Annotated in this window: 14 protein-coding genes, 2 pseudogenes and 1 riboswitch; of the genes and pseudogenes, 8 read left to right on the top strand and 8 right to left on the bottom strand. The window is 60.1% G+C overall.

The annotated features are described in order from the left end of the window. Positions 1–4 precede the first annotated feature (4 nt). The 6 genes from FHX08_RS07455 to sugE all read left to right on the top strand — a co-directional run bounded on the left by FHX08_RS07455 (position 5) and on the right by sugE (position 5421). Positions 5–709, top strand: a complete 705-nt coding sequence (locus FHX08_RS07455) for a hypothetical protein (RefSeq protein WP_132651568.1) — start codon at positions 5–7, stop codon at positions 707–709. Positions 710–808: 99 nt separating this feature from the next. After that, positions 809–2818 carry an acetyl/propionyl/methylcrotonyl-CoA carboxylase subunit alpha gene (locus FHX08_RS07450; protein WP_132651569.1) on the top strand — a complete coding sequence of 670 codons (2010 nt, stop codon included), beginning with the start codon at positions 809–811 and terminating at the stop codon, positions 2816–2818. A gap of 71 nt (positions 2819–2889) precedes the next feature. Continuing rightward, the gene (locus FHX08_RS07445; protein ID WP_132651570.1) at positions 2890–4017 is read left to right on the top strand and encodes an S-(hydroxymethyl)glutathione dehydrogenase/class III alcohol dehydrogenase; all 1128 of its coding nucleotides are present in this window, start codon (positions 2890–2892) and stop codon (positions 4015–4017) included. Continuing rightward, on the top strand, positions 4017–4490 hold the full coding sequence (locus tag FHX08_RS07440; protein WP_132651571.1) for a GNAT family N-acetyltransferase: 474 nt from the start codon (positions 4017–4019) through the stop codon (positions 4488–4490). Before FHX08_RS07445 ends, FHX08_RS07440 begins: the two co-directional genes overlap by 1 nt. Before the next feature lie 10 nt (positions 4491–4500). Continuing rightward, positions 4501–4944 (top strand): YaiI/YqxD family protein, encoded by a 444-nt coding sequence (locus FHX08_RS07435; RefSeq protein ID WP_132651572.1) that lies wholly within the window; start codon positions 4501–4503, stop codon positions 4942–4944. Between the two features lie 162 nt (positions 4945–5106). Continuing rightward, positions 5107–5421: a quaternary ammonium compound efflux SMR transporter SugE gene (sugE, locus tag FHX08_RS07430; protein WP_132651997.1), complete on the top strand. Its 315-nt coding sequence runs from the start codon at positions 5107–5109 to the stop codon at positions 5419–5421. 67 nt (positions 5422–5488) lie between these two features. Here the strand turns inward: sugE and FHX08_RS07425 are convergent, their stop codons facing one another. From FHX08_RS07425 to FHX08_RS31375, 7 genes and pseudogenes are all read right to left on the bottom strand, one after another. After that, positions 5489–5884, bottom strand: coding sequence for a DoxX family protein (locus tag FHX08_RS07425; protein WP_132651573.1), 396 nt, complete (start codon positions 5882–5884; stop codon positions 5489–5491). Between the two features lie 126 nt (positions 5885–6010). After that, positions 6011–7543 (bottom strand): acyl-CoA carboxylase subunit beta, encoded by a 1533-nt coding sequence (locus FHX08_RS07420; RefSeq protein WP_132651574.1) that lies wholly within the window; start codon positions 7541–7543, stop codon positions 6011–6013. Positions 7544–7622: 79 nt separating this feature from the next. Next, positions 7623–8075 (bottom strand): hypothetical protein, encoded by a 453-nt coding sequence (locus FHX08_RS07415; protein ID WP_132651575.1) that lies wholly within the window; start codon positions 8073–8075, stop codon positions 7623–7625. A 67-nt stretch (positions 8076–8142) separates the two neighbouring features. Then, positions 8143–8928, bottom strand: coding sequence for an ATP12 family chaperone protein (locus FHX08_RS07410; protein ID WP_132651576.1), 786 nt, complete (start codon positions 8926–8928; stop codon positions 8143–8145). Positions 8929–8937: 9 nt separating this feature from the next. Further along, positions 8938–9591 (bottom strand): HAD-IA family hydrolase, encoded by a 654-nt coding sequence (locus FHX08_RS07405; protein WP_132651577.1) that lies wholly within the window; start codon positions 9589–9591, stop codon positions 8938–8940. Further along, the gene (locus FHX08_RS07400; protein WP_132651578.1) at positions 9588–10586 is read right to left on the bottom strand and encodes an RluA family pseudouridine synthase; all 999 of its coding nucleotides are present in this window, start codon (positions 10584–10586) and stop codon (positions 9588–9590) included. Before FHX08_RS07400 ends, FHX08_RS07405 begins: the two co-directional genes overlap by 4 nt. A gap of 96 nt (positions 10587–10682) precedes the next feature. Then, positions 10683–10839: pseudogene (locus FHX08_RS31375) on the bottom strand (CrcB family protein); the annotation flags it as partial. An 88-nt stretch (positions 10840–10927) separates the two neighbouring features. Here FHX08_RS31375 and FHX08_RS07390 point away from each other — a divergent pair. Further along, on the top strand, positions 10928–11191 hold the full coding sequence (locus FHX08_RS07390) for a hypothetical protein (protein ID WP_132651579.1): 264 nt from the start codon (positions 10928–10930) through the stop codon (positions 11189–11191). 62 nt (positions 11192–11253) lie between these two features. Here the strand turns inward: FHX08_RS07390 and FHX08_RS07385 are convergent. Then, positions 11254–11709 (bottom strand): annotated as a pseudogene (locus FHX08_RS07385) (copper chaperone PCu(A)C); the annotation flags it as partial. Positions 11710–11941: 232 nt separating this feature from the next. Then, positions 11942–12033, top strand: a riboswitch (glycine riboswitch). 153 nt (positions 12034–12186) lie between these two features. Here FHX08_RS07385 and gcvT point away from each other — a divergent pair. Next, positions 12187–13323 carry a glycine cleavage system aminomethyltransferase GcvT gene (gene gcvT / locus FHX08_RS07380; RefSeq protein WP_132651581.1) on the top strand — a complete coding sequence of 379 codons (1137 nt, stop codon included), beginning with the start codon at positions 12187–12189 and terminating at the stop codon, positions 13321–13323. Positions 13324–13344: the final 21 nt, after the last annotated feature.

Genomic DNA, 13344 nt, shown 5'->3' with positions numbered 1-13344 from the left:
AAACATGAGTGAGTTCCGTCTCGCGTTTCCGGCGTGTGTCATTGCCGGGAAGCATCGGCTGACGGCCGAAGACATCGTGCTTTTGCGCAAACACACCTTCCCGGAGGGAATCCGGACTTCCGATCATGTCGTGGTGATGTTGGCGCTCAATAATTCCTGCCCCGAAAAATGCTCCGAATGGAACACGTTCTTCGTCGAACAACTGGCAGGCTTCATCGTCGATTACACCTATCCGCAGGGCTCGCTGGACGAGATCAATGTCGCGTGGATCATGCGCATGTTCACGACTGACGGCGTCGTCAACTCCGTCCTCGAACTCGAGCTCATCCTGCACGTCATGGAGCTGTCCGCCCATGTTCCCGACGAACTCCGGGCACTGGCACTCGACCAGCTCCGCCTGGCGCTATCGGAGAATATCGGCGGTTACAGGCTGACCCGCGCCACCGACCGCAAGAACATTACGCGGCAGGACGTGGATTACGTCATGCGGGTTTTGAGAAGCGTCAGCGAAGGCGGCATTATCGGCGTATCGCCGGTCGAATACGGCGTCCTGCAGCGCATCGAGGCAGAAACCCAGCCCGGCGCCAATCATCAGCGCTGGGGCGAGATCATGGCTGCGGTCGAACTCCGGGATTATGCCCAGCCGAGGCGGAGCCGCTGGCTGCGCATCATTGACGAAGAGCCGGTCGTCGCTGCAGCTGTTGCCTGACCGGTCGAGCCTCCAGACCCCTCTGATTCTTCAAGCCAATTGTACGTTCCGGCTTTTTATGCGTAAAACTCCGGAACGCATTTCCTGGGTGGAGTCTCGATGTTCAAGAAAATCCTGATCGCAAATCGCGGCGAGATTGCCTGTCGCGTGATCAAAACCGCGCGCCGCATGGGCATTGCCACCGTTGCGGTCTATTCTGATGCGGATCGGGATGCCCTGCATGTCGAAATGGCCGATGAGGCCGTCCATATCGGTCCAGCGCCTGCTGCCGAAAGCTATCTCGTTGCCGACAAGATCATTGCCGCCTGCAAGCAGACCGGCGCCGAAGCCGTTCATCCCGGCTATGGCTTCCTGTCCGAGCGTGCTTCCTTCTGTGAGGCGCTCGAGAAGGAAGGAATCATCTTCATCGGCCCGAAGCCCAAGGCGATCACGGCGATGGGCGACAAGATCGAATCGAAGAAATTCGCCAACGCTGCCAAGGTTTCGACCGTGCCCGGCTATCTCGGTGTGATCGAAGATGCCATTCATGCCGAAAAGATCGCCGCCGAGATCGGCTATCCCGTGATGATCAAGGCATCTGCCGGCGGCGGCGGCAAGGGCATGCGCATTGCCTGGAACGAAGCGGAAGTGCGTGATGGTTTTGACCGGGCCCGCTCGGAAGCGAAAAGCTCCTTTGGCGACGACCGCGTCTTTATCGAGAAATATATCGTCGATCCGCGCCATATCGAAATCCAGGTGCTGGCGGATGCTCACGGCAATGTCGTCTATCTTGGCGAGCGCGAATGCTCCATACAGCGCCGGAACCAAAAGGTGGCAGAAGAAGCACCCTCGCCCTTCCTCGACGAGAAGACGCGCGCCGCCATGGGCGAACAGTCCGTGGCGCTGGCGAAGGCCGTCGACTATCAGAGCGCCGGCACGGTGGAGTTCATCGTCGACCGCGACCGCAATTTCTATTTCCTCGAAATGAACACCCGCCTGCAGGTCGAGCACCCGGTGACGGAACTCGTGACCGGCATCGATCTCGTTGAGCAGATGATCCGCGTCGCCGCCGGCGAGCCGCTACCCTTCGCTCAGAAGGATATCAGGCTGAACGGCTGGGCGATCGAGAGCCGTCTCTATGCGGAAGATCCCTACCGCAACTTTCTGCCCTCGATCGGCCGTCTGACGCGTTACCGCCCGCCGGCGGAAGGCCGCAACGGCGATGTGGTCATCCGCAACGATACCGGCGTCTTCGAAGGTGCGGAAATCTCCATGTATTACGACCCGATGATCGCCAAACTCTGCACCTGGGCTCCGAGCCGGTTGCAGGCAGTGGAGGCCATGGGACAGGCGCTCGACGCTTTCGTCGTCGATGGCATTGAGCACAATGTTCCCTTCCTCGCAGCACTGATGAAACATCCGCGCTGGCGCGAAGGTCGTCTCTCCACCGGCTTCATATCAGAGGAATATCCAGACGGTTTCGCCCCGATGGCGCCTGACGCCTCGGAAGAAGCAGCCCTTGCTGCCATCGCGCTGTCCTGCTCCCTGATCGATACCATCAGGCGTGAAGGCTTCGCCGATCGCCTGCGCCATCCGAACGGCCCCCTACGCGAAGAATGGGTCGTTAAGCTCGGCAGCGACTATGTTCCGGTGAAGCTGGTCGATGGCCTCGTCACCATTCCTTTCGAGATGGAAATGGAAGTCGGCGGCCGCACGGAAACCGTTATCACCGACTGGAGACCGGGGGATGCGGTCTGGCACGGCAGAATCGCCAGCCGACAGGTAACGGCGCAGATCCGTCCGATCCTGAACGGTCTGCGCATTGACTGGCAGGGCCTCTCTGTCAAGGCGCGCGTCTTTACGCCCCGTCATGCCGAGCTTGATCGCCTGATGCCCGTCAAGCTGCCACCCGATACGTCCAAGCTCTTGCTCTGCCCCATGCCCGGCCTCGTCGTCTCGATTGCGGTCGGAGAAGGCCAGGAGGTCAAAGCGGGCGAAACGCTCGCCGTCGTTGAAGCCATGAAGATGGAAAACGTGCTGCGCGCCGAGCGCGACCTCGTTGTCGGGAAGATCAAGGCCGCTCCCGGCGAGAGCCTCGCCGTCGATGCCGTCATCATGGAATTTGCCTGAGGCTTTTTCCCCTTGAGCCGTCCTCGCGGAGCGTGCAAAAGTCGCGCTCACAAATCATGAGGAGATCGAAGATGGATGTTCGCGCCGCCGTTGCCGTTCAGGCAGGAAAACCGCTCGAGGTTATGACCGTTCAGCTTGACGGCCCCAAGGCCGGCGAAGTGCTGATCGAGGTCAAGGCGACCGGCATCTGCCACACCGATGATTTCACCCTCTCCGGTGCCGATCCCGAAGGTCTCTTTCCGGCGATCCTTGGTCATGAGGGCGCGGGCATCGTCGTCGATGTCGGCCCGGGCGTCACGTCGGTGAAGAAGGGCGACCATGTCATTCCGCTCTACACGCCGGAATGCCGCGAATGCCCCTCCTGCCTGTCGCGCAAAACCAATCTCTGCACCGCCATTCGCTCGACCCAGGGCCAAGGCGTCATGCCGGACGGCACCTCGCGATTCTCGATCGGCAAGGACAAGATCCACCACTATATGGGCTGCTCGACTTTCGCCAATTTCACGGTTCTGCCGGAGATTGCCGTCGCTAAGGTCAATCCGGACGCGCCGTTCGACAAGATTTGCTACATCGGCTGTGGTGTCACGACCGGTATCGGCGCCGTCATCAATACGGCCAAGGTCGAAATGGGCGCGACGGCGATCGTCTTCGGTCTCGGCGGCATCGGCCTCAACGTCATTCAGGGCCTGAAGCTTGCAGGCGCCGATATGATCATCGGCGTCGATCTCAACAACGACAAGAAGGCTTGGGGCGAACGTTTTGGCATGACGCATTTCGTCAATCCGTCCGAAGTCGGTGCCGATATCGTCCCCTATCTCGTCAACATGACCAAGCGTGGTGCCGACCAGATCGGCGGCGCCGATTACACGTTCGACTGCACGGGCAATACCAAGGTCATGCGCCAGGCGCTGGAAGCCAGCCACCGCGGCTGGGGCAAGTCGGTCATCATCGGCGTCGCCGGCGCCGGCCAGGAAATCTCCACCCGTCCGTTCCAGCTCGTCACCGGCCGCACCTGGATGGGCACGGCCTTCGGCGGTGCGCGCGGCCGCACCGATGTGCCGAAGATCGTCGACTGGTACATGGAGGGCAAGATCCAGATCGATCCGATGATCACCCACACCATGCCGCTCGAAAAGATCAACGAAGGCTTCGAACTCATGCATTCCGGCAAGAGCATCCGCAGTGTGGTCCTCTATTGATGGCTGCTGTTGCCTACACGGCCGATCTCAAAAGCCTCGATGAGCTCTCCGCACGGGAGCTCTACGATCTCTTGCGGATGCGCGTGGACGTCTTCGTCGTCGAGCAGAACTGCCCCTATCCGGAACTCGACGGCAAGGATATCGATGCCCTGCATCTGCGGCTCATGGACGGTGACGAACTGATCGGCTCGACGCGGCTCCTGAAGCCCTACAGCGTCGAGCATCCGGTAAAGATCGGCCGCGTCGTCGTCTCACCTGCCCATCGCGGCAAGCGGCTCGGCGAGGCGTTGATGAAGGAATCGATCGCAGCCTGCGAAAAGTTCTTCCCGGCCAATTCCATTGCGTTGTCGGCACAGGCGCATCTGCGCCGCTTCTACGAATCTTTCGGCTTCGTCAAAACCTCGGAGGAATATCTGGAAGACGGCATTCCCCATATCGACATGGTTCGCCAGCTGGCTACCCAGCCAGCGTGAGGATATCGCCATGATCTATGTCGATGCCGACGCCTGCCCTGTAAAGCCTGAAATCCTGAAAGTGGCCGAACGTCTCGGCATGGAAGTGACTTTCGTCGCCAATTCAGGCCTGCGTCCCTCCCGCGATCCGATGGTGCACAACGTTATCGTCTCTAACGCTTTCGACGCCGCCGACAACTGGATTGCCGAACATACCGGCCCGACAGACGTGGTCGTAACCGCCGACGTGCCCCTCGCGGTTCGCTGCGTCGCCAAGGGCTCCTTCGTCACAGGTCCGACTGGTCGCGTCTTCGATGAGACTACTATCGGCATGGCAAGTGCCATGCGCGATCTCGGTGCGCACCTGCGCGAAACCGGCGAGAGCAAGGGCTACAATGCCGCCTTCAGCCCGAAGGATCGCTCACGTTTCCTCGAAACCTTCGATCGTCTCTGCCGCAGGGCGAAAAGCGCCTGAGCCTCAAGCGGAAATCGGGTGGCATGGCAGCCATGCCAATTCCTAGCTTGAAGTGAGCCGTTCCCTCGTCCATATGAGCTGTGACGCAGACGACTGCGGCGCTCGGGCGTTCCGGGTCGCAAAAGTCGCGGGGACGGCCTCGCTCTTAACAAGGAGAGTATGATGGCCTGGTTCCTGCTTTTTCTCGCTGGCCTTTTTGAATGCGGTTGGGCAATCGGTCTGAAATATACCGATGGTTTCACCCGCCCGATGCCGACGATCCTCACGGTCGTTTCGATGGTGGTGAGTGTCGTGCTGCTTGGTCTTGCCGTCAAAACCCTGCCGATTGGCACCGCTTATGCGATTTGGACCGGTATCGGCACGGTCGGTACCGTGCTGCTTGGCGTCTGGCTTCTGGGGGACGCAACGAGCGCCTCCCGCCTGATCTGCATAACGCTGATCGTCGCCGGTATTGCCGGCCTCAAACTGACGGCCTGACAAGGCGCAATCTGAATGAAAAGGCTGCGGGCGCTGAACCCGCAGCCCCTTTTGTCTCTGAGATGCTTTAGGCCGCCGCGTTTCTATTGTCGACAGACCATGCACCTGCGCCCGCAAAGAATATGTAGAGGAAGACGAAGCAGAACAGGATGGCGGCATCGCCCTGGTTGATCGCCGGGAAGAAGCTGCGTGGCATATGTGCCATGAAATAGGCTATCGCCATTTCACCGGCCAGCAGGAAGGCCACCGGTCGCGTTGCGAAACCGATCAGCACCAGAAGGCCGCCGACGAGTTCCAGTAATCCCGCAACCACGAACAGTGTGGGCAGCGGACCATCGCCCTGGGCGGCCGGAAAGCCGAAAAGCTTCATCATACCGTGCTCGATGAACAGAAGCGCGGTCATGATTCTGAGAGCGGCCAGACCATAGGGGCGGTAGGCAGAAAGACGCTCGAAAGTGGACATTAAGACTCTCCTTAAGGATGTACTGCCGAGCGTTACCGCGTCTCCAGGGGGGATTGAAGACACGGATTGCTGACAGGTGTTCACAACTTCGACAGTGGGCAAACACCTGAAGAGACAGTTATTCGCTCAGAGCGGAATGTTGTCGTGCTTCTTCCAGGGATTGCTGAGATCCTTGTTCTTCAGCATCTTCAGGCCACGCGCCAGTCGCCGGCGCGTCGAATGCGGCATGATCACTTCATCGACATAACCGCGTTCGGCGGCCACAAAGGGCGACAGGAAGCGGTCCTCGTACATTTTCGTGTGAGCGGCAATCTTCTCGGGATCGGCAATGTCCTTGCGGAAGATGATCTCGACCGCACCTTTGGCGCCCATGACGGCGATCTGCGCCGTCGGCCAAGCATAATTCAGGTCACCGCGCAGATGTTTCGAGGCCATCACGTCATAGGCGCCGCCGAAGGCCTTGCGGGTGATGACTGTCAGCTTCGGCACCGTCGCCTCTGCATAAGCAAACAGCAGCTTGGCCCCATGCTTGATAAGGCCGCCATATTCCTGCGCCGTACCCGGCAAGAAGCCCGGCACATCGACGAAGGTGACGATCGGAATGTTGAAGCAGTCGCAGAAGCGCACGAAGCGTGCAGCTTTCCGGGAAGCGTCGCTGTCGAGCACGCCAGCGAGCACCATCGGTTGGTTGGCGACGAAACCGACCGTGGAGCCTTCGATGCGCCCGAAGCCGCAGACGATATTCTTGGCAAAGCTCGCCTGGATCTCGAAGAAATCCCCCTCGTCCGCAACCTTCTGGATCAGTTCCTTGATGTCGTAAGGCTTGTTGGCATTGGCCGGGATCAGCGTATCCAGCGAATTATCGGCGTCAGTCACCGACTGGTAACATTCGATCTCGGGCACCGGCGACGTGTTGGATTGCGGCAGGAAATCCACAAGCCGGCGCACCTGCAGGAGCGTATCGACATCATTGTCATAGGCGCCGTCGGCGATCGACGAACGCGTTGTATGAACCACCGCGCCGCCAAGCTCCTCTGAGGTCACCGTCTCGTTGGTGACGGTCTTCACCACGTCGGGACCGGTGACGAACATGTAGGACGTATCACGCACCATGAAGATGAAATCCGTCATCGCGGGTGAATAGACGTCGCCGCCGGCACACGGCCCCATGATCACGGAGATCTGCGGAACAACACCTGAGGCCAGCACATTGCGCTGGAAGACTTCTGCATAACCGCCAAGCGCCGCCACACCTTCCTGAATACGCGCCCCGCCCGCATCGTAAATGCCGATGATCGGCGCACGGTTCTTCAGCGCCATATCCTGCACCTTGATGATCTTCTCGGCATGAGCTTCCGAGAGCGAACCGCCGAAGACGGTGAAATCCTTGGCGAAGACGAAGACGGTGCGGCCGTTGACGGTGCCCCAGCCGGTCACCACGCCATCGCCGGCAATGCGGCTCTTGTCCATGCCGAAATCGGTGGAGCGGTGCTCGACGAACATGTCGAACTCCTCAAAGGAGCCTTCGTCGAGGAAGAGATCGATGCGTTCGCGCGCCGTCAGCTTGCCGCGCTGGTGTTGCGCGTCGATACGTGCCTGCCCGCCACCGAGACGGGCGATATCACGGCGGCGTTCGAGCTCTTCCAGAATGTCCTTCATGATCTCCCCTCGCCGCTTTCCGCGGTATGTAGCAATTCCGGCAAAGTGTGCAGCGGTTTTCGCGTCCGGAAGAATAAAGCTACCGTCCGCTGAGTGCGAAGGCGGAGCGTATGCGCGCTGCGATATCTTCCGCCAGAATCTCATCTGCCAGATTAGGATCGGCGGTCAAGCTTGTGACTTCGAAGGAGGTGACGGCGATGACGGATCCGTCCTCCACGGAAGCGGCATCGATGCTGACCTTCGCGACGTTGCGGTCTTTCTGGAAGCCGAGCCCCTTCTGGACGGAAACAATGCGGATGGTCAGCACCACCCGCGGCAATTCGGTCGTGCGGACTGTGGCACGGATGGCGGCGTTGACGCGGTCGCTGATGCCGGAGAGCAACTCTGCCGACATCGTCGTGCTGGATAGCACGACGGCGCTGCGCACGTCATATACGGGCTTTTCCTGCTTCTTCGGCATAAGGTTGGCGCAGGCCGTCAGCGCCACGCAAACAAGCGCTATCAGGCAAAATCTCGACCTCGGCCAGTTCATTCCAAATTCCTGCATATCCCGTCTGGAATCGCAGATTTCGTCATAAAGCCCATCAAAGCAATATGATTCAGGCCCTTAGCGCGAAAAAAACATCCGTTGCTGCTTTGAAATCTTCAAAACGCTTGGCGCGGCGCTGCTCGGCTTCTTCGTCGCTTCCCCAGTGCTCGATGGTCCAGTCTTCGTCGAGATGAGCGAGCGACCAGGCTTCTGCAGGCGTGATCTGCCCTTCGGCGATCGCGAGCGCCAGAAGTGCCGAACCGGTCAGCGTTGTCACCGTATGGAGAGATGCAAGCTCGAGGGCGCTATCATGCCTGCGCAGCGCTGAGCCGAAGGCGGCGATCGCCTCACGCGGCTGCTCGTGATGCATGACGCCTTCGACGAGGATGAAGCGCGCACCGAGATCGGCTGCCGCCCAGTCGAGCACCGGATCCCAGCGCTCGGTCTGCCGCTCTACCAGCTCTTGCGGACTATCGGCGCGGTAGCAGAGCAGATCGCTCGAGGAGAAGCGCAGGATGTCTTCGAACACGGCCTGCGTGTCGGTCGCCACGCCGTCGATCGCCGTATTGACGAGGCGCGTGACCGGCATCAGCGTCGGGTCGATCACCTCAGCCTGCGCATCCCATTCGGTGGCGATAAGCTTTGCCAGTGCCTCATTCGGCACGGCCAGCACTTGCCTTGCGGGCGTGCGCACGGCCTTGCCATCGAGCGCAATGGCGAAGCCTTCCTCGTGCGGAGCCACGGAAACCGTCTGATAGAAACGCTTCGGCAGCGGTTTCTTCATCTGGATCTGCGCGCGGCGCACAGGATCGGGATGGCTCAGATCTTCGGAAAGGTCGTTCAGCAGGTCGCGCATGGGCTCACCTCAGGAAAAATGGCGCAATATCTCATTTGGATGGTAGGCGATCGCATCGGCGCCGTTGGCGATCAGCTCATCCACGCTGGCATAGCCCCAGGCAACGCCGATCGCCTTGGCGCCGGCAGCCTTTGCCATTTGCATATCGTAAACCGCGTCGCCAATGACAATGGCATCGACCGCATTCATGCCGGTTTCGTCGCAGCATTCCCTCACCATGGCCGGATGGGGCTTGGAGGGGCAATCGTCGGCGGTGCGCGCGACGATGAAATGCTTGTCGAAACCGTGCGTCTCCATCACCAGCTTCAGCCCTCGCCGGGATTTGCCGGTCACGGCGCCGATCAGCAGATCCTCACGCCCGCTGATCGCGTCGATCATCTCGCGGATGCCGGGAAACAGCGGTTCCCGGTAATCGAGATCCTGACGCACGACCGTGAACAGCGATTTGTAATGTGCCGTCATGTCGATATCTTCTTGCTCGACATGTGGCCTGCCCTGCATGCGGGCAATCGCGATATCGAGCGTCAGGCCGATAATCGCCTTTGTGTCTTCGAACCGCGGTTCCGCTTTCCCGAATTTCGCAAACGTGCGGCGCATGGTTTCGTGGATCAGCCCGGCACTGTCGACCAGCGTGCCGTCGCAATCAAAAAGCGCAAGTTTCATTCTTCGTCATCCAGGATCGGGGCGGAATTCTCATCGAAACCGAGCAGGTTCCAGCTCTGCACCATATGCGGCGGCAGAGGCGCGGTGACGCGCAGGCGCCCGCCGGAGGGATGGGGGATGTCGATATGGCGGGCGTGCAGATGCAGCCGCTTTTGGATGCCGCCGGGAAAATCCCAGTTCGGATCCTCGTCGAAATATTTGGGATCGCCGATAATCGGATGGCCGATATGCAGCGCATGGACGCGCAGCTGGTGCGTGCGGCCCGTATAGGGCTCCATCTCCAGCCAGGCGAGACGCTGGGCCGCCGTCTCGATAATGCGGTAATAGGACACCGCATGATCAGCGCCGTCCTCACCGTGTTTGGCAATCCGCATGCGGTCGCCGTCAGCCGTCTGTTCCTTGACGAGCCAGGTCGAGATCTTGTCTTCACGCTTGCGTGGCACGCCCTTCACCAGCGACCAATAGGTCTTCTTGGTGTCGCGCTCACGGAAGGCGGCGGTCAGTTTCTGGGCCGCACCGCGTGTGCGGGCAATGACGAGCACTCCCGACGTATCGCGGTCGAGGCGGTGAACGAGCCGGGGCTTCTCGCCCTTGGGGCTGGTCCATGCTTCCAGCATCTGGTCGATATGGCGCGCCACGCCTGAGCCGCCCTGCACCGCAAGGCCGGCCGGCTTGTTGAGCACGATCACCTTGGCATCCTCATGCAGCACCATGCGCGCGAGAAGTTCGGCATCACCGGAATGTTTGAGATCCCTGCCGGCGATCGGGCCGGATTTGACCTTGGAGTCGACATCGAGCGGCGGCACGCGCACCATCTGGCCGGGCTGGACGCGCGCATCGGTTTTGACCCGTCCGCCGTCGACGCGAACCTGGCCGGAGCGCAAGAGCTTCTGAAGCTGGCCGAAGCCCAGACCCGGATAATGGATCTTGAACCAGCGGTCGAGCCGCATGCCCGCTTCGTCGGGATCCACCTTGATGTGTTCTATGCCTGCCATGGAATACTTTCGGAAAATACGGGCGCGATCAAAGCCAGCGCCTCTCTTGCCGCTGCCTTTAGAGCATTTTTCAGAAAACGGAAATCGGAATCGAATTCAGAGCAATACGCGCATCAGGTCGAGGCCGGCCATGACGGCCGCCATCGAAAACCCAACGCCTATGGCAATAGGTACCGCCGGCAAAAACATCGCCGCGCTCGAAGAGCGAGATCGCATCCAGCGAGAAAGCGGAGAAGGTGGTGAAACCGCCGAGAATCGCGTCTGTGGAATTCTTACCATCCAGTAAAATATGAAGGATTTTCTTAAGCGGAACACGAGGGTTGTGGCGGTATGACAGCCCCATGACACAACTTGCTTCCATATCCGCGAGCACTGCCGCCCTCGCTTTCGAGTCCCTGCGCATTCCTCAGCGTGTGGCGACCGGCACGGCTGCGCGCGAGGCCCGCAAGCTGGCGGACCGCCAGCTCAATCAGAGCGGCGAAGATCCGGAAGAACCTACCAGCGTCATCCAGAATACCGAAGTGGCACTCGATCTCATGACCAAGGGCTTTCACCAGCCGCAGGCGGGCTTGAAGCAGGCCCTTCAGTCCTACGAAGACGTCTGAGAGCTAGTTCCTGCTCAGAGGAGCAAAGCCGCGCGATGCCGCGGGCTTTTTGTCTGGCGCTTTTATTTGCCCTGCGCCGACAGCACGTTCAGCACCAGATCGACCTTGCCCGCCTTTTCGAAAGTCAGCGTAACCGGCACCTTGTCGCCCTGCTTGAAGGGCGATTTTACCTGGAGGAACATCAAATGCAGGTTTCCGGACGCAAGTTCGACGGTCTGGCCGGCGGGAACGACGATACCGTCCTTCAACTGGCGCATCTTCATCACATTGTCCTGCATCGCCATTTCATGGATCTGCACTTCGCCTGACATAGGCGACGTGACCGAAACCAGATGGTCATCGGCCGAACCGTTGTTCTTTACCGTGAAGCCGCCACCGCCAACGGGCTGGCCGGGCAGCATCGCCTTGGCGAAACCGCCGGAGATTTCGAGATCGCCGAGCTTCACCACGTCGCCACCCATGGGTATGTTCATGGAGCCCATATTGCCCATGTCCATGCCCTGCATGTTGTGATGGTCCTGGGCAAGCGCGGATCCGGCAAAGCCGCAAACGCAAAATAGGGCAGTAAAACCGAACGTTCTGGCAATCTTCATCCAAATATCTCCTCGCTCTGCGCCGCGTTAGCCAATTTTGCCCGCAAATGCAAAAGCCCATTTGCCGCTGATCGCAACCGGCTTCTTTGAGCCGCGACAAAAATTTGTACGGTCGCGACATTTCGCTTGCCAAGGCCCGCTGCCCCCGGATAATTGCCGCAACCTTGTTGGGAGAAGCCGGTTCGCGATACCGGTGCCGAAGGAGCAACCGCCCCGGAAACTCTCAGGCAAAAGGACCACAAGGGGCAGACGGAACTCTGGAGAGAGACGTTCTCGGAACGTCCGCCGAAGGGATAACAATCTCAGGCACAGGGACAGAGGGGGCTCAAGGAGACAAGGCGCAGCCGCGCCTTCAGTTTTGAGCCCGCGCCGGATTTCCGGCGCAAACCCCGGAGGCGTCGTTTGGACGATACTGCTGCCCTTAAGAAAACCCCGCTTCATGCGCTTCACCTGTCGCTCGGCGCCCGCATGGTGCCGTTCGCAGGTTACGACATGCCGGTACAATATCCGGCCGGCGTCATGAAGGAGCACCTGCAGACCCGCAACGCTGCTGGTCTTTTCGATGTCTCCCATATGGGTCAGGTCGTCATCAAGGCGAAGTCCGGTAAGTATGAAGATGCAGCTCTTGCGCTTGAGAGCCTTGTGCCGGTCGATATCCTGGGTCTTGCCGAAGGCCGTCAGCGCTACGGTTACTTCACGGACGAGAATGGCGGCATCCTCGACGATCTGATGATCACCCATCTCGACGAGCATCTTTTCGTCGTCGTCAACGCCGCCTGCAAAGAGCAGGACGTCGCGCATCTGCAGAAGCATATCTCCGACACCTGCGATATCACCGTCCTCGACCGCGCGCTGATCGCCCTTCAGGGGCCGCGCGCGGTGGAAGCGCTGGCCGAACTCTGGGCCGATGTCGCTGCCATGAAATTCATGGATGTGCGCCACTGCCGCCTGCACGATGTTTCCTGTCTCGTCTCGCGCTCGGGCTATTCCGGCGAAGATGGTTTTGAAATCTCCATTCCCGCCGACAAGGCCGTAGATGTCACCAACCGGTTGCTCGAGCATCCCGATGTCGAGCCGATCGGCCTCGGCGCCCGTGATTCGCTGCGCCTCGAAGCCGGCCTCTGCCTCTATGGAAATGATATCGATACGACGACCTCGCCGGTTGAAGCCGCCATCGAATGGGGCATGCAGAAGGCTCGCCGCACCGGCGGTGCCCGCGCCGGTGGTTTTCCGGGTGCCGAACGCATTCTTGGCGAACTGGACAAGGGCGCTTCCCGCAAGCGTGTCGGCCTGAAGCCCGAGGGTAAGGCGCCGGTGCGCGGCCACGCCAAGCTCTATGCCGACGCCGAGGGCAAGACCGAGATCGGCGAAGTCACCTCGGGCGGTTTCGGTCCCTCCGTCGAAGGTCCCGTCGCCATGGGCTATGTGCCGGTTTCTCACGCCGCACCCGGAACGCAGATCTATGCCGAAGTGCGCGGCAAGTACCTGCCCGTGACGGTCTCTGCCCTTCCGTTCATCACGCCGACCTACAAACGCTGACCTTAATTGCGAGAGGATTTT

Origin of the sequence: Rhizobium sp. BK529, from assembly GCF_014194105.1 — a bacterium.
Classification (GTDB): Bacteria; Pseudomonadota; Alphaproteobacteria; order Rhizobiales; family Rhizobiaceae; genus Rhizobium.
The sequence above is the reverse complement of the archived record's forward strand: the minus strand, read 5'-3'. Positions and strand labels throughout refer to the sequence as shown.